This is a genomic window from Vibrio sp. 10N.286.52.C3 (genome assembly GCF_041468865.1).
Classification (GTDB): Bacteria; Pseudomonadota; Gammaproteobacteria; order Enterobacterales; family Vibrionaceae; genus Vibrio; species Vibrio crassostreae_C.
On the sequence record NZ_JBFRJM010000018.1, the window covers coordinates 1 to 22,130 of the forward strand.

The 22,130-nt window shown below is 39.5% G+C and carries 16 protein-coding genes and 2 pseudogenes; 11 read left to right on the forward strand and 7 right to left on the reverse strand.

Annotated features, from left to right (window positions below; translation table 11 throughout):
* Positions 1–440 precede the first annotated feature (440 nt).
* The gene (locus tag AB4138_RS07570; protein ID WP_133146359.1) at positions 441–662 is read left to right on the forward strand and encodes a hypothetical protein; all 222 of its coding nucleotides are present in this window, start codon (positions 441–443) and stop codon (positions 660–662) included.
* A gap of 253 nt (positions 663–915) precedes the next feature.
* On the opposite strand, the gene AB4138_RS07575 is transcribed toward AB4138_RS07570, so the two are convergent.
* The 3 genes from AB4138_RS07575 to AB4138_RS07585 form a co-directional block, all read right to left on the reverse strand.
* Positions 916–3,903: a tyrosine-type recombinase/integrase gene (locus tag AB4138_RS07575; protein WP_102370506.1), complete on the reverse strand. Its 2,988-nt coding sequence runs from the start codon at positions 3,901–3,903 to the stop codon at positions 916–918.
* Positions 3,885–6,119 (reverse strand): integrase, encoded by a 2,235-nt coding sequence (locus AB4138_RS07580; RefSeq protein WP_102370505.1) that lies wholly within the window; start codon positions 6,117–6,119, stop codon positions 3,885–3,887. Before AB4138_RS07580 ends, AB4138_RS07575 begins: the two co-directional genes overlap by 19 nt.
* A 119-nt stretch (positions 6,120–6,238) precedes the next feature.
* Positions 6,239–6,832, reverse strand: a complete 594-nt coding sequence (locus AB4138_RS07585; RefSeq protein ID WP_050613016.1) for a hypothetical protein — start codon at positions 6,830–6,832, stop codon at positions 6,239–6,241.
* 200 nt (positions 6,833–7,032) lie between these two features.
* On the opposite strand from AB4138_RS07585, the pseudogene AB4138_RS07590 reads away from it, so the two are divergent.
* The 6 genes and pseudogenes from AB4138_RS07590 to AB4138_RS07615 all read left to right on the forward strand — a co-directional run.
* Positions 7,033–7,152, forward strand: a pseudogene (locus AB4138_RS07590) (transposase); the annotation flags it as partial.
* Positions 7,153–7,224: 72 nt separating this feature from the next.
* Positions 7,225–8,382, forward strand: a pseudogene (locus AB4138_RS07595) (IS3 family transposase).
* A gap of 632 nt (positions 8,383–9,014) precedes the next feature.
* Positions 9,015–9,758, forward strand: coding sequence for a type 1 glutamine amidotransferase domain-containing protein (locus AB4138_RS07600; protein ID WP_102370504.1), 744 nt, complete (start codon positions 9,015–9,017; stop codon positions 9,756–9,758).
* Positions 9,759–9,916: 158 nt separating this feature from the next.
* A complete protein-coding gene (locus tag AB4138_RS07605) occupies positions 9,917–10,858 on the forward strand; it encodes an alcohol dehydrogenase catalytic domain-containing protein (protein ID WP_102370503.1) in 942 nt (313 codons plus the stop codon).
* A 441-nt stretch (positions 10,859–11,299) separates the two neighbouring features.
* Positions 11,300–11,623 carry a PTS fructose transporter subunit IIB gene (locus AB4138_RS07610; protein WP_102370555.1) on the forward strand — a complete coding sequence of 108 codons (324 nt, stop codon included), beginning with the start codon at positions 11,300–11,302 and terminating at the stop codon, positions 11,621–11,623.
* 287 nt (positions 11,624–11,910) lie between these two features.
* The gene (locus AB4138_RS07615; RefSeq protein ID WP_102370502.1) at positions 11,911–12,450 is read left to right on the forward strand and encodes a redoxin domain-containing protein; all 540 of its coding nucleotides are present in this window, start codon (positions 11,911–11,913) and stop codon (positions 12,448–12,450) included.
* A gap of 259 nt (positions 12,451–12,709) precedes the next feature.
* Here the strand turns inward: AB4138_RS07615 and AB4138_RS07620 are convergent, their stop codons facing one another.
* Positions 12,710–13,876 carry a glycoside hydrolase family 26 protein gene (locus AB4138_RS07620; RefSeq protein WP_372036929.1) on the reverse strand — a complete coding sequence of 389 codons (1,167 nt, stop codon included), beginning with the start codon at positions 13,874–13,876 and terminating at the stop codon, positions 12,710–12,712.
* Positions 13,877–14,397: 521 nt separating this feature from the next.
* Between AB4138_RS07620 and AB4138_RS07625 the strand changes: the two genes are divergently transcribed.
* The 3 genes from AB4138_RS07625 (at position 14,398) to AB4138_RS07635 (ending at position 18,217) form a co-directional block, all read left to right on the forward strand.
* Positions 14,398–15,597, forward strand: coding sequence for a ParA family protein (locus AB4138_RS07625; RefSeq protein ID WP_102370500.1), 1,200 nt, complete (start codon positions 14,398–14,400; stop codon positions 15,595–15,597).
* Positions 15,597–16,676 (forward strand): ParB family protein, encoded by a 1,080-nt coding sequence (locus AB4138_RS07630; RefSeq protein WP_372036931.1) that lies wholly within the window; start codon positions 15,597–15,599, stop codon positions 16,674–16,676. The genes AB4138_RS07625 and AB4138_RS07630 overlap by 1 nt, the downstream gene beginning before the upstream one ends.
* A 1,172-nt stretch (positions 16,677–17,848) precedes the next feature.
* Positions 17,849–18,217, forward strand: coding sequence for a phage protein (locus AB4138_RS07635; protein WP_102370497.1), 369 nt, complete (start codon positions 17,849–17,851; stop codon positions 18,215–18,217).
* A 92-nt stretch (positions 18,218–18,309) separates the two neighbouring features.
* On the opposite strand, the gene AB4138_RS07640 is transcribed toward AB4138_RS07635, so the two are convergent.
* The 3 genes from AB4138_RS07640 to AB4138_RS07650 all read right to left on the reverse strand — a co-directional run bounded on the left by AB4138_RS07640 (position 18,310) and on the right by AB4138_RS07650 (position 21,141).
* Complete coding sequence (locus AB4138_RS07640; protein ID WP_102370496.1) at positions 18,310–18,834, reverse strand: hypothetical protein; 525 nt, start codon at positions 18,832–18,834, stop codon at positions 18,310–18,312.
* Positions 18,835–18,869: 35 nt separating this feature from the next.
* On the reverse strand, positions 18,870–19,646 hold the full coding sequence (locus tag AB4138_RS07645; protein ID WP_133146358.1) for a hypothetical protein: 777 nt from the start codon (positions 19,644–19,646) through the stop codon (positions 18,870–18,872).
* Positions 19,647–20,250: 604 nt separating this feature from the next.
* A complete protein-coding gene (locus AB4138_RS07650) occupies positions 20,251–21,141 on the reverse strand; it encodes a LysR family transcriptional regulator (protein WP_102370494.1) in 891 nt (296 codons plus the stop codon).
* Between the two features lie 101 nt (positions 21,142–21,242).
* Here AB4138_RS07650 and aguB point away from each other — a divergent pair, with 101 nt between their 5' ends.
* Positions 21,243–22,127: an N-carbamoylputrescine amidase gene (gene aguB / locus AB4138_RS07655; protein WP_081324642.1), complete on the forward strand. Its 885-nt coding sequence runs from the start codon at positions 21,243–21,245 to the stop codon at positions 22,125–22,127.
* The last annotated feature ends 3 nt before the right edge of the window (positions 22,128–22,130 follow it).

The following is a 22,130-nucleotide window of genomic DNA, read 5'->3' on the forward strand; positions in this document are numbered from 1 at the left end:
CAATTAGGAAACAAAGCCTCTCTATAATACACGTTCAATATTGATACCCCAATCATCCAAAATAGTGATTTGTTTTTTGCGTATGGCACCAATTTCTGACTCTCGGAGTAAGATAGCGTAAATGATAGTGAGAACAGTTAAATCTCTAAACCTCAGAGGATTTTGGATGTTGCCCACGCGTCCATGTGCTTATTTAAATGGATTTGGCTTGTAAAACAATTAGTTGCTCCCCAGTCATTTTTATTTCATCGCTTGAGAAGCAAGGTGGAGATGGTTTTCACTGATAGGTTCTTGGTGGGGTCGTTAATTTCCATTATTTTATGAAACAAACTAAATTGAGATCGATACTGTCGAGAGAGTTGATTTTCTTAGTAACATGATGCTTTTTATCCATGTGAATACTCCCCCTAACACATAATGTGATATCACCAAACGTACACATGATTGAGACACTTCAACCTGAAAATGGGTGCATGCGCACTGTAGTACCTCATGGCGTACATCGGCAAAAGGTGAAATCCGCAAAACAACTACAACTGATTGAAGAGAACCTGCTAGATACCGTGATTGGTTTACCTGAAAATCTATGCCACTGTATGGGTGCAACAAATACTGAAAGTCGAAATATGGCTACCACAAACGTTCGCTGTCAGAGACAGTAATACATCGATAAAAAAATGTTGGGTAACACTTTGAGCTTAAGAAGTTACAACGCCCGAACAGGAAAAACATACGTAATGGTTAAGCGTGAACAAGACAACCGAGCTTGATAGACCTGAAACAATTTTAAGAAAATAACGCTATCACTCTTAGAAAGCTGGGTAATTGTTCAGAAGACTCAGGAGACAAAGCCTCACAAACCATGAGGCATTTATCTTCATTGTGCTGCGAGGCATATCGTCTTGTGGTTTCCGGTTAAAGCATCATTATCCCCATCATGTGGAATAAATACATCAATGTTGACGACGAACGTTTGACTTTGATCTTCTTACCTTGTTGTGTGTGAGGGTGAATTAACTCTAGCCTGATTGCCCCTCGACTTTTTTTACTGCGCCCTGAAGGTTTCCGCTCCGAGTAGCTTGATATTCCTTTTGTAGCTAAACGCCACTCTTCACGCTGAATACTTTTCTCAACAAACTGAGTGGCGGCTCTCCAGTGCGCTTTTGGTATAAACGAGTGACATGCCTCAACAAACAGCTCTAACCGGTCGGGTGAGTTAAAGTAGACCCCAGATCGTGAAGAGCTGGTATGTTGAAGCGCATATTTTATAGCATCCAGAATTGCATGGCGTTTGGAGTCGTCTTTCAAGGCCTCGTTTAACTTAGAAGCATATTGATTTAAGCGCACTTGCTCTGCTTCTGTTTTGAGTTGAGCCGGTAACAGCTTGTCGATACGAGCACTTGTAAAGTGTCGTCGGTACTCTGTGCCTTTCGATTCAGTAGCATAGCTTTTAATTTCCACAGCATTCTTAATCCACTTATCAACAGTCCTCTGTTTCAGTCTGTATTTAGCGCATATATCGCCCACTTGGAACCCTTTGTTATAAGTAGTCAATGCTTGATAGCAAATTGGGATCGAGATGACTTCATTGTCGGGCATCATTAGTGAGAGTGCCGGAACTTTCCCTTTCTCTATTTGGGTTTCTAGATATTTAACGCGAAGTTTGCGAATTAGGTAGGCGCTAGATTCTTTCAAGATCTGATTATTATTTGTATCGCTTGCTGTATTTTTGGGTAGTAAACCTAAATAATGCGCTTCTTTTTTGGTTATTGGTGAATAGTCAGCCAGGCTCAATTTGTGTGCCACGATCCAGTCTGAGAAGTGAAAATAGTGCATAAAGGTCATAGCTGGAGATTCATGTCCTGCAAATGCAGCAATAGCATCGTAGCCAGTCATCAGCGAACGGCCAAATACCGTAGCCTTAATTTTCTGCCTCTGTTGTTCATCATATGGAATGAGTTGATTTGGTATAGGGTGATTGTCAGGTAGCTCCAAAAGGAGTTGAAGTTTGCTGAGACACGCGTGTCTGAGGTGATGGAACACTAAATGATTATTTAACGATAACGCTTTTAGAAGGCAACCGATGAGATGTGATACATCGAATGTACTAAATGGTAAATTGGCATGACCTAAAGAGAAAAAGGGCTTTGTTTTCGACGTTTGTTGTTCAAATTTCAGATGGAAGTATTTGTTAATTATGTCTTCTTCGTGATCTAACAGCAAAGGGTGCAATGGCACCTTCCTTAAACTGCTGGCAGTTTTATTTTCACCTAAATAACTTGAACGAATGGATAACCAACCGATATTGGAATGCTCAATATCTTTCATCCGAAGCTTTCTTATTTCAGAAATACGTAAGCCGCAGCGATAGGCAATGATACAAATTGATTGTAAGCATAACTTATCCGCGTCATCGAAATCATTGCTGGCTTCTATTGTATTAAGTAAAGCAAGGAATAGGGCTTCATCAATAAAACCCGCTCGAGTATGAGTCTGTGTGGGGTCGCAATGGAGATACTGCTCAGAGATCTGTGCAAAGTTATAGTGCTCTACTGCAAAACCATGCAGGTCCTTGAGCCTCGCTGTAAAATACTTCTGCGACTTAATCGTTGGTTGAGTCTCTATTGCGTATTGATAAATGGATTCAAGCTCATCAGATTCAAGTTTATCTAGCTGATTTTGGTTGCAGAGGTATATCCACTTCCGAGTCAAATTAGCGTGATATCTTTTAATCGTTGGAATGCCACAAGTCGTACTCAATTTATGGCAGTACCAGTCAACAATAAGCCGCTCATTCACTTGCTTAGGGGATAATTTTATCCGTTCAACCAGAGCATTTAAGTCCACCAATAGTTTTTTTTTACTAAGCTCTTTCGCTCCATTTTTAGGGTACAGACTGACTTTTAGTTCCTGATAAGTATCTATACTTGTGTCGAAGTTTCGTTCAATTTTATGTGATGTCGACTTATTGGAAGCGTGTTTCGTGGATTGTGGTGCAAAATCTTTAGCGATGGCAACCTCAGGATGGAGGATACGAGCAAGATCGCAAGTCGGTAAACTATAAGATTTGGTTGAACCAACTTGATACTCAACCAACGCCTGATTAATAGAAACGCCTTGATGCTGCTCACATACATATACCCCAGAGCAGCAAAGCTGGTTGAAGGTCAATGATAGATTGTTGCCAGTGAGCATTTTCATCAAATAGGATTCATCATTAGGAGCACACCAGTTTTCATCTTTCCAACGATGCCATGTTCTGAGTAAACCGAGCGTAACAGGATGTAAGTAGCACTGAAACTGGGTGAGTGGCTGCTCGTCAACTTTTATGTTGGTATTGAATGACCCCCCTTTTGTTAGCAATGAAACAAAGGGGGTTTCATCCCATTGTTTGAGAGCAAGTGATTTACCACTAATATATTCAATGAACGCCTTCACCACGCAAGGTGTACAATGGCCGCTATGAAAGATAAACGAAAGTACAACATTGTTAAACGACTGCGCCTGGTCATCGACAGGTTTTGATAAAAGCTGTTGGTACCAAAGTTGATAGAAGTTATGGACGCGCCATGCGTGCTGCATCCATTCTAGCGTTCTAAGCTGCTTTGGCGGTTTATTAGTGACAATATATGAGGGTGGAGTGACTTTCCAACTATATTGCTCTTGATATGATAACACCTGCTTAACTGCCCAGTTAAACGCACGTCGATAGTCTTTATGAGCTCCAAATGTCTCAGTAATGTCACTCAGATAAAGCATCCATTTGTCATGAAAGTTATCTTGAGTTGGTATGTGAGACGGGTTCGGAAACTGCTTTTCAAACAACTGCCTAGCTTTGTTTTTAACACGCTCTATCTGCTTCAATCGATTTTTCGAGCGAGCTTCTAAGCCAATTTGGTCCATTGTATAGTCTCGACTCCTATTTGTAATAAATGCTCTTCAATAGTATCTGTTACTTTTTCTAATTGTGTCCTCGATAAGGTGCTATAGGAGTGGTAACAGCGCTTTCCATTTGTAGCATGACCCATCCATGCATTGATTAAGGTTGAATCGACCCCAGTTTGACTCAGTGTTGATCGTATATGATGTCGTGCCCAGTTAGGTTGTAGAGGCCAAATATCATCTATCATCGTGGTATAATTCGACGGCGTACAAGGCAACAACTCTCCCTCTTTTTGATAAAAAAACAGATACTCATCACCATCGACAATCTGCTTGTAGCAACGGCTAAGACTTACATTGCTATTCCCATGCTCTACAATCATTTGTTCACAATATTCGAGGTAATAGCGCACAACTTGAATTGCCGCTGGGCTCAAGATCACTACTCGACTGTTGTCACCAATGCCGGACTCTTTATCTGAAATCCAGTAATCTCCCGTAGCGAGATGCATGTGACTGAGTTTGCCAAACCAGCCTGTCACTGGTCGATAGCCTGAGGATAAAGCAAGGACTAACTGAGTATAGAGTGTAACGTCATTGTGGCACTGCTCAGTGCTTAGATTGTTCCGTTGATCCTTTATTTTGGTAATGAGCTTCTCAAATAGCCATTGAAGGAGCCGATGTTCAATATGTAAAGGCGAACCTAACTTAATATTTTCAGGCTCAGAGGCAAAAATAATTAACGCATCATCACAGTGAAATTTAGAAAGAAACGTAAGATATCGTCGATACGTCTCATAGAGTTTATGACTATATAAGCCTAGATAATAAGTCGAAGGAACAGTTCGAGCGACTGCGCCGGTCAGTAAAGCGATAATTGTTGGGTCAATATTCTCGTGAGTCAGTTTCTGGTTTAAATAGGCTGAAACTCTAGTTAGCGTAATGTGAGTACCATAATTTTTATTTAGGCTCTTGAGTAAGTCGTTAAGATCGTCATCGGTTACATCAGTAAAGGTTAAACTCTGTAGTCTCTGTGTGACGATCTTGGGCAGAGGAGACCAGTACTTCTTATCCGTAACATTTAGCAAGGTACGGAGCTCTGGACGTTGATTTTGGGAAGGTAGGGTATGTGTGCGCTGAAAACCAATTAAACCTGAGAGCTTTAGTCTCTTTGTCTTCAGTTTTTTTACTTGTGCTGAAGTATTGCCCGTAATTAGCATAATGAGCAGCAACTGTGCAGATTTGGTACTTGTATTTTCTTCTTCTATTTGGGTAAGGCAAAAATTTACTACCGCTCCAATTTCATAATTAGTGCTAACAGAGGTATCGCAAGCCATAGCCATCTCTTTCTTTGCTATTTTATTTTTGACGGCTTGTGCGAGCATTGCCTCGGCAGCGTAAGATTTTGGGTTCGATGATTTGGAGGTGACGATGTTGAGAGTGCGCGTTGCATCGCCAGATTCATCTTCTCTTTGCCATTGATGATGAAACTTTATTGATGGTTGGATCTGCTGAATTTCCAACAATGAACTCGCTTCATCGTCATCCAAAGTTTTCACGTCACTGGTTTGTAGTTGACCGCTCTTTTTGAACTCTGTGGATGTGGTTTTCCGAGTGAAACCTTCACTGTGATCCAAGCTGGCTTCATAGGGACGGCGATAGTGGTTTAGCTGATTAACCACGGTTGATGGTGGAGAGTTGGTATTTTCTTCATCGACAAGTAACTGAAATTCAGCAACAAGCGATGGAAAGTCGAGGTCATGAATATCCGGTAAATAAGCCGCCATATTTTCTCTTTTACCTTGAGAAAACAGACGTACATCATCACAAATTGCTTTGATCTTAGATTGATGCGAACCAATGAAAGCTAGACGAGTAACGCACAACAGTGTTAATGCTTTATATTGCTCAAACCTAGTGGGGTCATAGGAGGTCAAAAGAAGGTTCGAGGCAAGAAATATTGGAAGATGGTGTACTCCAACGGCCTGGTTTCGATTAATGCTTTTGAAGACGTCGTGGAGGGTCCTATTCAACTTTTGATTTGCCAGCGTATTGGTACGCTGAACCAAGAGTTCAACCTCTTCAAACTCTTGTTTATATTTTGGAGCAACGAGGTTGCATAACCGTTGGACTTCTTTAGCTATTGCAATATTGTCAGCATTGCCAAAAGGGAGTAATTGTTTAAAAAATCGCTCGATATTCTTCTCTTTATACCGTTCGAAAAAGTCATCAATCATTTACACCGCCGTTTTGGTTATGAATCGGTAACAGAGTGATCGCTTTAAAAGTACTAAAGCGGGCATCAAAGTCATGCACCTGCTGGTTAGATATCATAGGGGAGACCAATCAGCAATGTTCAGTTTTTAATGCCAGAGAGATCACTTTTAGCCTTCTGTTGTAGTAGTGAGAAAATTGTAGGAACTTCTTCTTGAACTAATAGCTTATCACCTTCGGCTTTTGAGTACTGTTGGGCAAGTGTGCTGCGTGACAGATGCATAATTTCTGCAAAACAAGATTGAGATAGCTTGTTTTTACCAAAAAAAGAATTGAGGACTGATTTTGGAGCAGACTCATTCAGTGCTCTGCGAGTAAGTTCTAACTGGTGTGGATCTAGTGACGTTAGTAGTGAGCGAATGACGGCGGACCATGCTTTTTGAGCAATGTCTTTATCTGCCAAGTTACTATGAATAATTACTTCACATACAGATAGATTGAGTTCTGCAAGAGAAAAACTAATGAACTCGAACCCAGAAACGATTTGAAGATGATTAGACTCAAATACCCCCTGCAGTGGTAACCCCACGTTTAAATCAATTAGAGCCTGACGTTCCATTTTCGCCTTATTGACCAAAAGCGTACTCTGATTAAAAAATTCAAATGCTGGAAGTGCATACGGATGGATAGAAAATTCTAAGTACTTTTTCTGCTTAGATCCCAGTATTTTTGCCATTTTGTTCACCTCATTCGAACTATTAATGTACAAATACTGTACATTAATGGAAACCTAAAATGAGAAAAACATGATATTAAATGGTAGTAAATGTGAGGATATCTACAAAATAACACCAATTAAATAATTGATATTGAATAATTTTATGTAAAAACCAATATAAAAAAGTGTGAGGGTATAATCCTTATAATCTGATGATTTGTACTAAGCGATTGGATATCCTGCTTCTTATTGCGTTGCTCGCTGAAATCTTGATGTGCTGTAATGGCCTCATTGCAATACAAGCCAAGTGGCATTTCGGCTTCCAAGCCAACAGCATTTGTAGTGATACGGTGAATTTGGTCACTTAATTAGAGGTGATATCATCACCTCATAAGGTAACAGGTGACATTATGACAAAACGTACAAGACGACTGTTTAGCGCAGAGTTTAAGTTAGAAGCGGCGCAGTTAGTCCTAGACCAAAACTATTCCGTGACTGAAGCAGCCCAAGCCATGAGTGTAGGTAAATCCACGATGGATAAATGAGTTCGCCAATTAAAAGAAGAGCGCCAGGGAAAGCACCGAAAGCTTCACCTATGACCCCTGAGCAAATAGAAATTCGGGAATTAAAAAAAAAGCTGGCTCGTCTTGAAGAGCATAATGAAATACTAAAAAAAGCAACGGCTCTGTTGATGTCGGACTCACTGAACAATTCTTGATAATCAAGAAACTCAAGCAGATCTACAACATAAAAACACTATGCGAAGTCTTCAATGTTTATGCCAATAGTTATAACTATTGGCATAAACGCCTAACAGTAATCAATGCTGAAGCTGTAAAACTTCGCAACTTGATGAGCTAGGCTTACGCCGCAAGCAATGGCTAAGCGGGAGCGAGAACCATTGCAGATATAGTCACAAATCAAGGCGAAAAGCTGAGCCGATACCGAGTAACAAAGCTGATGAGAACACTTGGTTTAGTGAGTTGCCAAGAACCAAAGCATCGTTACAGAAAGGCTTCACAAGAACACATTGAAATTCCAAATCACTTAAGTCGCCAGTTTTCGGTTACCGTCCCAAATGAATTTTTGGCTGGTGATGTTACGTATATTTGGACAGGTAATCGGTAGATGTATTTAGCGGTTGTTATCGATCTTTTTGTCCATAAAGTGATTGGTTGGTCGATGTCGTTATCACCTGACTCTCGACTAACAGGCAAAGTGCTTTCGATGACTTATGAGTCTCGTGGAAAGCCTAAAGGTGTCATGTTCCACAGCGATCAAGGTAGTCACTATACCTGTCGTAAATACCATCAATTATTGTGGCGCTTTCAAATAAAGCAGAGTTTATCTCGTCGAGGAAACTGTTGGGATAATGCGCTGATGGAGCGCTTCTTTTGAAGTCTGAAAACGGATGGGTGCCAACGGTGGGTTATCGTAGCTTTGCTGAGGCTCAACAAGAAATCACTCGCTACATCATTGGGTATTACTGCCAACTCAGACCACATCAGTATAACGGCGGTCTAACTCCCACTAAACACCGCCGAGTTCTATCCATACCTTGTCTATGAAGAGATGTACGAAATCATCGGCGATATAAAATTGACTAATCCTAATATCAATGGGAAATGTTCAAAGCTCAAAGGTTCACACACAATGCAGGACTAGGGAAATGATGAGGGGCCCCTTCAACGCCGAGCCTTATTGTAAACCGCCCAGTTAGATCTCTTCTTTTACGCTTTACCCATGTTATCACCGGTCTATACATCACAAAGGACCTGTTCAAAGAGTTTGGAAAAACTTCAATTCATTTAAACAACAATGCCTGAACCGTTGGTTATTTTTCTTCCACCTCTTTGTTTTATAGGGAGTTATAGACATAAACCAAGAAAGAAAGTGAATGTGATGGATCAGAACATCGGCTTTGGATTTAGTTCCACTAAATTACTCAGTAAAACCAATCTGGATTACAAAAATATCGTTGGTTAAAGGTAAGTTAAGCCGAAAATTTGCCACGTATATTTTGTAATCCCCCCTATCAACTCGATACTCGTATGAAAAGTTATTGCACCTAATATCTAAAACATCATTGATAGACTACGTCTATATTACATATATTTATCAAATTCATAATTAATGATAATTTTTAGTCAAGAAAACTAAAGGTAATAATGATTTTTAAATTATTAAGGACATGTAAAAAATGATTAAAAATATACTTATCTCATTACTGTTGTTCAGCTCAACAGCTATTGCTCAACCAAAGGTATTAATGATTGGAACAAGTCATAATTCTTTAGGAGAAACCGAGCACCAAACTGGAGTTTGGCTTTCTGAGCTTAGTCATGCATACGATGAATTTATTAAGAGTAATATAAAAGTCAGTTTTGCTAGTATCGATGGCAATGGTTACCCTCTCGATCCTGGCAGTTTAGACCAAATGGATGCTAGCGCGATGAACTTTTTGTTGTCTTCTCAAACACGAGCTCTATTGAGTAACGAGAATGTGATGTCTTTGAGTCAAGCAGCACATAACGACTATGATGCCGTGTACCTGATTGGCGGACATGGAGTGATGTGGGATTTCAAGGGAAATCCTGAGCTGGATGCAATCATTTCTAATATTTATGATAATAATGGTGTGTTAGGGGCAGTATGTCACGGCTCAGCTGGCCTACTAACGGCTACTGATGAGGTTGGTAATTTGCTCATTGAAGGAAAAAATATAACCGGTTTTTCAGATGAAGAAGAAGAAAATATTAAGCTAACTAAGATAGTGCCATTTTCATTAGAACAAAGTCTAGTACAAGCTAATGTCAAATATCAGAAAACAGATAATAATTTCGAATCTTTTTCCATTATTGATGGACGTATCGTTACCGGTCAAAATCCAGCCTCTGCAACTGCAGTTGCAATAAACATGATTGATCTCTTAACGGCTAAATAGAACACAATATGTCGGATTCATTCGAATCCGGCAATTTGCCGAAAAACAGTTTTCATCAGCTTAAAAAGAGCATTAACCTGACCTATTGGACGCAACAATGCATATCAACAACCAGAATTTAACACCTTACCTTCTTTCATCCAGCGAGCAAAAATAAGATGAAACAATATAAAGCTTGGAAATATCAAGCAGATACACAAAGTCTTGTTTTAGACAAGACAGAAACGCAAGATTTAAATGCCGATGAAATCTTAGTACAAAATAAAGCGATTGGAATAAACCCTGTCGACTGGAAGTTTATCAAAACTAACCCTTTGAACTGGCCTAGCGGACATGTTCCGGGTGTAGATGGTGCTGGTGTCATTGTACATGTAGGTTCTAAGGTAGATACGAACTTAATTGGCCGTAGAGTAGCGTATCATTGTTCATTACAACGACATGGTAGCTTTAGCGAATATACGGCCCTGAATATTGAACGAGTGATGATGGTGCCTGATAACCTCTCATTTGAGCTTTTGGCAACATTGCCCTGTCCTATGCTTACTGCATGGCAAGCATTTGAAAAAATCCCCCTAACACGCCAACGGGAAGTACTCGTTGTTGGTCTTGGCGCGGTAAACAAATTTTTATCTCAGATTCTAATAAATGCTGGTTATACCGTTGATGTCATTTCTGGAAGCCTAAGTGAAGAACAAGCATTAAGTCTTGGTATAAGCCAACTTTATCGACAGTCCACGCAAATCGATAAAAAATACTTCGCTATTTTCGATGCCGTGAGTAGAGAAAGTGCAGCTAATTTAGTGCCAAAACTAAGAGCGAATGGACATATTGTATGTATTCAAGATCGCATACCAACACCAATTGATCCAGCATTTACTCGTACTATTTCATACCATGAAATAGCGCTTGGTGCATTACATGACTTTGGAGACCAAGACGATTGGCGCGTGTTGATGGAAAGCGGCGAAGAATTACTTGCGGCAATAGAAAAAGGTTGCATCGAAACTAGTACACCAACTACTTTTAAATTTCATCAAGCACTTGACGCATTAGCTTACAGTGAATCCAAAAAATCAAAAACTGTAATTACAATGAGTTAAACCATACTCCAAATAACTCTCCAACACCTTGGGGTACAGAGCTTTAACACGAGGCACTATTTAGCTTAGGTGTGCCTCTAAACTATTTTTAAAGACTATTAGCTCTTCGATATGATGAACGCATTATTATCGAGCGAAGCGAGCATAAAAAATTCATCATACAGCTCACCGCGTGAGCACAAAAACCGTGTTAGTTCGGTAACCCCAAGTTCAACGGTAGATTTAACTACAGCGGTACTTTTAGCACCTACAATAACAATACAACCGTCAAACACTACCGGCTTTGTAATTCTAAGCAGATAATGACCATATATTGCTCTGTCTCGCCTTAGTTAAGACGTATAGTAATTGGTGTTTGTTTATCTATAACAACTTCTTCCTCTAAATGTGCGTAATTCCCACATTAAGAAAATAAAGTAATGAGGTTAAAACAAGAGAATGATGAAAATTGTAGCGGTAACCGCATGTCCTACAGGTATTGCACACACTTATATGGCAGCTGATGCTTTAAATAAAACAGCTCATAAATTCAACGTTTCAATCAAGGTTGAAACGCAAGGTGCTATGGGTATTGAAAACTTACTCTCTGCGCAGGACATTACCTTGGCGGACAAAATAATGATTGTCTCAGATATTGACATAGAACAGCCGAACCGATTCGATCCAGAAAAAACGGTATTGATTCCTATGGAGGATGTTTTACTAAATGTCGAGAGAGTATTTATTAAGCACGGTCGTGTTGTAAAACACACTCGTGATGCATAACGTAGTCGTAGCTAATTTTCTGAATGAACAAATACCTTTGCTTTGTTGGCGGCTATCGGTTGCAAACTCAAACGTAATTCCCCTATTCAATTAACAAAAAAATTCAAAAGCACTAACCGTATTATCGACTTCTGAGAAGCCAAACTTCCTCAAACCGAAATTTTTTACGCCACTTCTTTTTGCTGAAAACCACTTGATGAGGTAACTAAATCTATACTAGTTGCAACTTGCCTCATCGTATTTTATCTTTTATTTACTTAGTTGCGAATTCAATCCAAGGACCCGAAATGACATACTCACAGAAACTCAAAGCAGGTGACACCTTCCCTACATTAGAAGCAACAAAATTGGATGGGACCAAAGTCAAACTAGGCCAACCTAGAGGGGAAGCAACGTGGCAAGCGGTATTTGTCTATCGTGGTCAGCATTGTCCGCTCTGCACCAAATACCTTAACGAGATTGAAAGTTACAAGCAGGCTTTTAGAGATGCTGGCGTCGATATTTTAGCTGTCTCTGGTGATTCAAAACAACAATTGGAACAACATCTAGATAAACTCGACATCAGCTTCCCGATTGCCCATAGTTTAAGCGAACAACAAATGCAGACGCTTGGCCTTTATATTTCTCTACCACGCTCTAAAGAAGAAACCGACCATAACTTTTCAGAGCCCGGGCTATTTGTCGTCAACGAATATGGGGATTTGCATGTAGTCGATATATCAAACAACCCATTTTTAAGACCTGAGTTAGGTGCATTGACTCGTGGTTTAAAATGGATTCGTAATCCAGATAACCAATATCCTATCCGAGGAACACTTGATTACTAGAAGCACAATGTAAAAAGGCAACTTAATTATAAGTTGCCTGATTCATACGTGGAGCAGCTAATCCCCGTGATAAGCAAAATTAGTCAGTGGTACCGGTGCATTTAAGTATTATGAACCGGACGATAAAGGCACTTGCAGCGCCTGTTTACACGGCGGTGCACAACTAAAACGCACCGCAGTAGCGTACAGACAACAGGTTCGCTAGGTATGTAAACCGCCAATAACTAGATCTTAGCAGAGCCGATACTTTAACAATTGGTCATTTATACAAATGTGGCAATGAATCTGACATTATAATATCAGCGTTCACAGACATTTTTATAAAATCATCATCATTGCCTTGTCCAGGGTAAGAGGCAAAGAAATGCCCTTGTTTACCATTGCCAGAAAAGTTATTACGCCATACTAAGGCATATGATAATCGACGAGTCTTTTCACTATGTAGTAAACCAGCAACAAAGCGTTCACTCCAAAAGTTTGGTTCTTTTACTCCCTCTTGCCCACCTTCTGTAAGTGCTGATACTTTTCTTTTCTTAGAAGCAAGATCCGTCAACTTTTCTAAACTCTCAATAAATTGCGCTTGTTGGAGCACCGATGACAATTTATTTGAGCCGTGTCCCAGATCCCAATAATTATCCATACCAAGTAGATCAACATACTGATCACCCGCATATCCATATAGATAAGAAGTTTTAAAATCAGCTAAGTCTAAACGGCTACGATCTGGTGAGAAGGCGAAAATGAGGTTATTCTGTTTCTTATCTATTAAGTACTCAACAGTAAACTTCCAAAGCGCTTTATATTCCTGTTCAGTTGTATGCCCTTTCCCCCACCAAAACCAGTCACCATTGTGTTCGTGCCATGGTCTAAAAACAATAGGGATCCAAATCTGTTTATTATCTTTGTCTACTTTTAAGGTTTCATTGAACGCTATAAAACTATCTAAATATCCCTTTAGCTTCTGATGATCTTTTCCACCAGGGATTACCGAACTAACATATGAATTTTTAGACCAAGAATTATGCCCATCGACTGGACTATACATATGCCATGAGATGGTATTTACTCCTCCCATCTGAAAAGTTGATTGAATATAATGACGGTAATCATTAAAACTTACGCCATCTAGATTTTTATCATTTCCTAAGCCAATACCACCAATATCAGCACCAAACACGGCAGGATAGCTTCCCGTTAACCCTTTTATATCTGAGTATAGCGGAGCTTGTTTTGTCCCCCACCAATCATTTCCATAGGCGAGTGAGTCTTCATGGCCAAATAGTACTTTACCCTCCAACCCTTGCAGGTTCTGGTATAGTTGTTTTGTTTGAATTGTTGCGTTAGGATTTATTAATTCAGCATGTGCGCTACAAAAAAAATTCGCAATAGAAAAGGCTAAAACAACATTAACTAGTTTTACACTCATAACTTTACCCCATTAAAAATCGTAACGTTACGATTGATCGGCAGTATGATTTTTTCAAGTTCAGTTAGAAAAAGCTAGAAGTAGATCATCAAATAGTTTTGATGCGTACAAGCCAACTAGATATAAATCACTAATTAATGTTAATGAAATAATATTAATTTATCGTTTTCATTTACCTTCATGTGTCTAAAATCAGTTATTTTCGTGTTCGCTAACTTATTCAAGACCTTAAGTTCCCATGATGCTAAAAACACTACAATGTAGTGCTTTATACAACCTCTGATCGCACGAACAAAAGCTTCTAAACGATTTCTTAAGTCAACAATGCATATGAACCTAACTAAACTCCATCAATCTTAATAGACTCTTACGCACACTGTGTAAGTTTAAATGAAGACTCCCTAGCAATAAGTTAGAAAAACACCAGTCTCAAATTCTCTAAACACAAAATCCATCATTTTTAACTACCAACATCAAAAGTTGAGGTATATACTATTTATTATTCCTATATGGAGGCAGAAATGGATAACCAACATACTACTACTACTTTTCAAGCGCTTAAAGTAGGTGCTGATGCCTATATTCAGCGCCGAAACCAGCGTTTACTCGCCAATCACCGTAAAGAACTACGAAACTTTACCCGGGCTGAAGCATCAACTTATCTAGGAATTGATGCGAAAACACTAGACCGCTACGTCACTGCTGCAGAAATAGACCCACGTCGCCATGAAGACTCACAATGGTCCATCGATATTGCAGAAATGTATAAGGTCCGTGATTTACTGCCTGAAAGCCTGCGTAAAGACCCTAAATTCCTGCGTAATGAAAATCAAAAGACGCAAGTTATGGTAATCCAGAACCAAAAAGGTGGTGTTGGAAAAACTGTTTCTGCCGCAACTATCGCATCAGGTTTAGCGACCGAATTTCACCAAGAGTACCGTGTAGGCTTAATTGATATGGACGGTCAAGCGACATTATCAATGTACTACGCTCCTGAAGCCGAACAAGAAGGCTACTTGTCTGTCGGTGATCTAATGATGAAAACATTTGATCTCGATGAAGGTGAAACTGTTAAACAAGTTATTTCTGAAGCCTTTCTTGAGACTACTATCCCTAATTTACGAATTTTACCTGCTGCACAAAGTGACCGAGCAATGGAAGGATGGTTCCATGAACAAGTGTTTAGTCAAACTTTAGCTTCTCCTTATTCATTACTTGACGACATCATTGATAGCGTAAAAGGCGAGTTCGATATAATCATCATCGACACCCCCCCCTCTTTAGGCTATGCGACTTTCAACGCATATTTTGCGGCAACAAATGTCGTGTTCCCGTTATCGATTACCGAAAACGACATTGATGCTACATGCTCTTACTTTAGCTATATCCCACAAGTGTGGGCATTGTTAGAAAACGCTAACCATGAGGGCTATGACTTCATGAAAATATTACTAACTAATCATCGTGACAGCTCAACGACTACCGAGTTGATGAACAGCTTATACGATCACTTCTCTCCTTATTTATACTCAAAAGAATTTAAGCACAGTGAAGCTGTTCGTCAGTCTTCTTCCCTACTCTCGACGGTATTTGACATGTCAAAAAGTGAATACCCGAAAAGCAAAGCAACCTTCCAAAGTGCGCAACAAAATAGCTATGAAGTCACGAGCCAGATCTTGCGCGATATTTTAAACGTTTGGCGTGAACAGGAGAACAAATAATGGCAAAGAAACGTGGTGGTAGTCCTCTAGGCAATGCACCTGGTTCAGCGCAAGCACAGCAATCCGCAGCCAAAGCAAACTTAGAGACTTTAACAGCGCAACTCAACACAGAATTAGAAAAAAGCGGCCAAAATACTGCCGAGTACCTGCAACAGAAATTCGGTTTAAAATCAGTAGGTCAAAAGATGGTATGGCAACTTGCATCTGGTACTACTGCGACTTTTAATGAAGTGACACTGTCATACGAGCAGGTAAAACAAAACACTCTAGTTACTTTTGATGTAAATGGACGTGATCAGTCTTTATTGAACAAAGAATCATTGGAAGATTTGAATTCGTTGGAATTTCAGCAGTTCTATCCCGCCGTTGGCCGTGAAGTAGATGGTCATATTGATGTACTTGATGGATCTCGCCGTCGTGCTTGGTTTCTACTTCAAGAAGGTCGAGTAAAAACATTTCGAATTCTCGTCACCCAAGATGAACTGTCGACTGCAGATGCCAAAGCTCTAGCTAAGCAGTTGCAAACCGCCAAAGAGCACAATCAACGTGAAATTGGATTGCAGTGTCAAACCTTAATGAATAACGGTGACCTCACTCAAGAAGATGTAGCAAAAATTTTAAACATTAGCCGTCAAGCTGTGGGTCGAGCTCTGAAAGCCGCCAGTATTGATAGTAACCTCATTACCCTGTTTCCTATCGTTAACGATTTGTCCCATACAGATTATTCTCTCTTAGCTAAAGTAATGAAAACCTTTAGCTACGACAAGAAAGCTTTGAGCAGTTTCATCAAAAAAATAGCGAATATCTCTGTCAATGCTCAGCCTGAGCAAAGCCAAGAAGATATTAAAGAAAATTTGATTTCTAACATCAAAAATCAGTTAAAAATCGTAGAAACAAAGCAAGAATCAGACAAAGCGCTGGTAACTCCTTTAGCTGAATTTGATAGTAAAGGCATGTTTGCTCGCAAAAAAGTGAAAGGTCGTAATTTTTCGTATGAGTTTGGGCGATTGTCAAAAGAAGTTCAGTCCCAATTGGATTCCGCTATTCAAGATGTATTGAAAAACAATAGCAAGAACTAGCGCCCCACTCTTCAGAAATTAGTGACGAAACTTATTAACTTATACTGTAAGTGTCAGACAGATTACAGAGGTCTAGCTTTCCGCTAGACCTCTTATCGAATAAGAGTATCGAAATATAGATACTTCAAAAACCTTCTCCCCATCAATACGAATTGAAAATGCTCCCATAGAACAGAGTGTTCAGAAAGTTGATAGCGCTATAAACTTTGAGTTCAACAGATACGAAGCAGATTACGTCTTCTGCAAAAATAACGTGCCCCGTGCCCCCTACTTCCCCCCTCTGATTCGTTATGTTTTTGGTGTAAAAATCGAGAGCTAACTAGCGGATGAAGTTCTAGTTAATATCGCATACCGCTGGTTCATTAGAATGTATCTAGCTTAGAAAATTTCCCATACCTCAATACTCAGTCAAGACCGCATTCGCCACATCAATAGTGTTGATATTTTTGAATACATTTTAACTATCATCGATATCCAAGTAATAGAGAAACCCTTATCTAAATATGCTGATATAAATATTGGTGTAGAGCGAGATGAAAGAGGAAAACAGCCACTAAAGTGAAGAACCTCAAAGTCAATATGACAGCTCCAGAGAGCGACTTCATGACACAAGGATTCATCGTTCTCTACAATAATGCCGTTATGGTCAGTATGCTCTCACCACACACACATATGTAACAGAAGGTGTTTTCAACGTCTCCCTCCTTTATACCGAACGCGTGATACATATAATCAACTATCAATTTTAGTCCACAAACATTTATTTAGAGAAACCCGAAAACAAAATTAAACGCCAAAAATTAGTTCTCATTTATTTGACATAATTCCCCTACAATTAGTCAATGCTCAGGCTGAGCATTGACAAAAAATAAAAATCGCGAGTTATCTTTATTTCAATGTTCAGCTGAAATAAACACTGTCGCGGGTATAACGATAGTACCTCTGTTGTTAACTCACAGGCCGTGAATAGCAAAAGTAGCAGCTTAAAATTAAGACGATGATCGATAACTCAGCCAAACATTTACGGTACCATCTAAAAAGTCATAAAGCTCATAAGTCCTTATGTGACTGGTGACATTTATTATCTAGATAGTGCGCACTTTGTCTGATTATGTTTAATGGTGCATATCTTATAAATTCAATGCAACCTCTTGTATTTAGAGGTTTTATCATTGAAGTATCGCGAAATGAGTAAGAATTACATTTTTCGAGAGTTAGAGTGCCAAATGACAAAGGAAGAGGTTGCAGAACTGTGTTTTAAATCTGTGAGAACCGTCACAGGTTGGGATGAGGGGAATCCTATTCCACCCGAGTGCAAAAGGCTTATGAGAATGGCAAAAGGTCGGGAACTAAGCATTAGTGAAGATTGGATACAGTTCAAAATGTTATACGACAGGATGGAGCTGCCGACTGGCCAAGTGGTGAGGCCACAACAAATACTAGCAGGGATTGCACTATTGGGGATTCAATCAGAATTAGAAATCAAAACATCAACACATTTGTTAGGGCTTGCTAGGGCCATAGCAAACATTAAGAGATAGATTTGATGGTCGTATTTATCCTAGCGTCATAAAAAGAAACCCAGCGTATGAATGAAAAACTCCAAGCGTTGGGTTTCAATCCAAACCATTGGCTAAGCAGACGCCCATAGAAGAATTAGATTCAAATATTTTGTGAGCAACAAGCACAAAAAACCTATGCTGAGAAATAAGTCTCTAAGATTAGATAACCATACTGCACTTTTTTGTTTAGATTTTAAAACCAAATTATTCTCATCGATGATCTCTTTAAAAATTTTAACTTCTAAAGACGCGCTTCTAATGTCTATAATATCACCAGTTTCGGCATTGTATTTTTGGCCTGGCATTTGCAATGCTTCAGTTAGAGCTCCACGCTTTTCAATCAGACTTAACACATTAAAATTCAAAGACTTTATGGTTAAATCAAACTGAAGGCGAAAGTAACCAAACACAATTGAAATGAACAGTGCTGTAAGCGCAACTAATTGAACAGTACCAACATTTAAACCTAGTTGTACTGGTATAAAATCTTTTCCCAAGTATGCAAACAAAGCGATTGAAATTCCAAGCACAAAGTAGTCAAACTTTTGCATAGAAACAGATACCTCTTTGAATACTTCAACACTTCTATTTGTCACAAATCTCTCCATTTTTTTTCAAATTGATTGATAAATTATCGCACAAGGGTTATACCATTTTGATTCTTATCGTGACCTAAAGCCATTAAATCATAGACTTCTCGAATGCTGAATATGTTGACAAAGGGTACGAATAATGAAGAACTATTTGAATTTAGAATGCCAAAACACTTACGTTCCCTTGGAGCTACAGCCTTATATAAAACTTCGATAAAGAACCCTTCAAAAAGTAAACAAACTGAAACATTAGTAGGGTTACTGTAAGTTCGACAAAATGGTGAAACTATTAGTTCTTTAATAGTTTGAGGTGTAAATGTTGGATGTATACTCATATCCTGAACACGCTGTACCTTGATAGTATACTTGCTATTAGGAACGTCCAAGTCATTAAGCAATACTAACCTTATATATTCAAGGTCTTGAGGAAGCATTGATGTGTTGTCATAAGCCGGGTGCGTTGATAATACAGAACGCCAGATTATTGAAAGAAAGTATTTTTTTAGCAAGCCTTGATCAACGTTATTGAATGTAACACCAGTTTTGGAAATCTTTGCAGAGTATTTCCCTCGAAGTAAATTGACCGCATAGGTCTCATACCGCTTATTTAAAAGCCCCTCACAAACAGCACATAATTGATATTCAGCCCAACTATCACTTGTATAATGAACAGGAACGCTCATTTCAGCGGTTACAGAGATTGCCTTACCCGAATTCCGTCTAGTAATTTTTTTGAAAATAGTGTCTCCAATTGCGTGAGAGTTTTGTAGTTGAGAATATTTTCGACACAACTTACAGTAGCCACAATTTTTCAAATTTACCTCCATATGAGCTAGTTATTAGATAGAAAGTTCCAATATTTACTATAGGAATTTTCTGTCAAATTGCTTGTAGACTCAATTCTACTAGGTCTTTTCATTTACTAACAATTGCTAATCACTACGGAGAGAAATTAGCGCGCAAGCTTGCAACTAGAGCTGGTTATGTGAGTGCTGATAGATAGGTCGAATTTACCCCCGTGATACATGACGGGTTAATAGAAAAACCGAACTTGAAGTTGTCAATGCTCAGGCTGAGCATTGACAACTTTTTACTACCGAAGACCATATTGCTCAGTTCAACAGCAATACAAGATAGCGATACTGAAGTACAGGAGATCCAAACAATTAGTGTCTAATGAGCCCACTTCATTGGTTAAATATATAAAGTAGGGTGGGGCAGGGGATTGTTTCTTTTAGCAATCAATAGACCGATTTGAAAGGCGATTCATATACTTACACTTTATATAGCTTTACCTAAAATTGTCCTTTCCTGATCGTCTAAGGCTAAAAGCTCATAAGAACTTTAACTACACATCCAAGCGTTCGTTAAGTAACAGCATAGGTAAACGAATGCTGAAGAGAGTAAGTTGTTCCCTCTTTAAGTACACATATGTATCTGTTTAATAAGCCATTGAATGCTGTCTTGGTTATCATACAATTGATGGGTAAACATACTTAACGACAAGTTAGGAGCATCTTTCGGTAACTCGACAATACGTAAAGGAAGCATTTCTTTTAATTCTTGCGCCACTCTCAAAGGTACACACATTAAATTATTGGTTTGCGCTGTCACCATGCCACCGACCGCATAACTTTGTACAATCATTGATATATGACGCGAGTGGTGATTTTGGTGTAGCCATCGGTCAATGGGATCGGCCCCTGAATTAATCAGTGGGAGGTGTATTTGTGGCGCTTGAACAAATTCGTTTAAAGTGAGCTTGCTTTTAACACTTGAAGCCTTTGCAACAATACCAACGTAAGAGTCCGTCAACCAATGGTATCGATTGTAATATCGAGGTATGGCCTGTAAGTCGTCAACCCCCAGAATCAAATCTAATCTCCCCTGCTCAATACGTTCCATTTGCATGTTCTCAGACAAAATATCAATCGCAACGCGCACGTTCGGCGCACTTCTTTCAAAGGTCTTACCGAGTTTTGGTAGCGCATAAAACTCAAAATAGTCAATAGCTCCAATGTAGAACGTTTTCGCATCAAGCATCGGTTCAAAAGGCTTCATGCGATCAAACGCCATATCAATCGAGCTAAGGCCTTTTTGTATATCAGGCAACAAGCTTTCTAGTAAAGGTGTAGGTTCCATCCCTATGCGTGTTTTTATAAATAAAGGGTTATCGAAACGACTTCGCAGCTTCGCTAACACATGACTCGCCGCCGATTGACTCATAAACAGTTTTTGAGCGGCTTTTGACAAATTCCTTTCACGCTCTAGCACGACTAAAAGACGCAACTGATTGATATCTACATCCATAAGTTATCGAAATCCTTCATATCCAAATAAAAATTATGCACTTCCATAATAACCTAAATGGTATTAAAAATATTCGTAACAGTAAGAAATACATAAGGATTATGATGAGAAACGTCACTGTAGCAGCCACTCAGATGGCTTGTAGTTGGGATACCCAAGCAAATATTGAACATGCTGAAAGGTTAGTTCGCGAGGCCGCAGCCAAAGGTGCTCAGATCATCTTGCTGCAAGAGTTATTCGAAACACCTTACTTCTGCATAGAGATTCATGAGTCATACCATGCGCTCGCCACACAACTTGAAGAGAATGAAGCTTTTCAACGCCTTTCTAAACTTGCTAAAGAGCTTGAAGTGGTGCTGCCTTTCAGTTGGTTCGAAAAATCAGGCAACGTTAAGTTTAACTCTTTAGCCATGATTGATGCCGATGGATCATTACTCGGAACTTACCGTAAAACGCATATTCCTGATAGTGATGGGTATTTAGAAAAATACTACTTCAGCCCTGGCGATACAGGTTTCAAAGTTTGGAATACCCGCTATGCGAAAATTGGCGTCGGTATTTGTTGGGATCAGTGGTTTCCTGAAACTGCGCGCAGCATGGCTCTGCATGGTGCAGAACTTCTTTTCTTTCCCACGGCAATTGGCAGCGAGCCGAGTCAACCTGATATGGACTCTCAACCTCATTGGCAATGTGTGATGCAAGGTCATGCAGCCGCAAACCAAATTCCTGTGATTGCATCAAATAGAATAGGGACTGAGCAAGCGCAATATCGTGACCTTGAGCTCACGTTCTTTGGCTCGTCATTTATCACTGACTACACCGGGAAAATTGTCGCGAAAGCTGACCGCGAGACTTCAGGCGTGATTATTCATGAATTTGACCTCGATAATATCCAGTACCAACGCGAAGCTTGGGGGCTATTTAGAGACCGTCGACCAGAGCACTACAAACCATTACTCACACTCGATGGACAAGTGAAGGGATAAATC

Coding starts and splice junctions, on each gene's coding strand:
- AB4138_RS07570 (WP_133146359.1), top strand. CDS start 441: ATGATTGAGACACTTCAACCTGAAAATGGGTGCATGCGCACTGTAGTA.
- AB4138_RS07575 (WP_102370506.1), bottom strand. CDS start 3,903: ATGGACCAAATTGGCTTAGAAGCTCGCTCGAAAAATCGATTGAAGCAG.
- AB4138_RS07580 (WP_102370505.1), bottom strand. CDS start 6,119: ATGATTGATGACTTTTTCGAACGGTATAAAGAGAAGAATATCGAGCGA.
- AB4138_RS07585 (WP_050613016.1), bottom strand. CDS start 6,832: ATGGCAAAAATACTGGGATCTAAGCAGAAAAAGTACTTAGAATTTTCT.
- AB4138_RS07600 (WP_102370504.1), top strand. CDS start 9,015: ATGATTAAAAATATACTTATCTCATTACTGTTGTTCAGCTCAACAGCT.
- AB4138_RS07605 (WP_102370503.1), top strand. CDS start 9,917: ATGAAACAATATAAAGCTTGGAAATATCAAGCAGATACACAAAGTCTT.
- AB4138_RS07610 (WP_102370555.1), top strand. CDS start 11,300: ATGAAAATTGTAGCGGTAACCGCATGTCCTACAGGTATTGCACACACT.
- AB4138_RS07615 (WP_102370502.1), top strand. CDS start 11,911: ATGACATACTCACAGAAACTCAAAGCAGGTGACACCTTCCCTACATTA.
- AB4138_RS07620 (WP_372036929.1), bottom strand. CDS start 13,876: ATGAGTGTAAAACTAGTTAATGTTGTTTTAGCCTTTTCTATTGCGAAT.
- AB4138_RS07625 (WP_102370500.1), top strand. CDS start 14,398: ATGGATAACCAACATACTACTACTACTTTTCAAGCGCTTAAAGTAGGT.
- AB4138_RS07630 (WP_372036931.1), top strand. CDS start 15,597: ATGGCAAAGAAACGTGGTGGTAGTCCTCTAGGCAATGCACCTGGTTCA.
- AB4138_RS07650 (WP_102370494.1), bottom strand. CDS start 21,141: ATGGATGTAGATATCAATCAGTTGCGTCTTTTAGTCGTGCTAGAGCGT.
- aguB (WP_081324642.1), top strand. CDS start 21,243: ATGATGAGAAACGTCACTGTAGCAGCCACTCAGATGGCTTGTAGTTGG.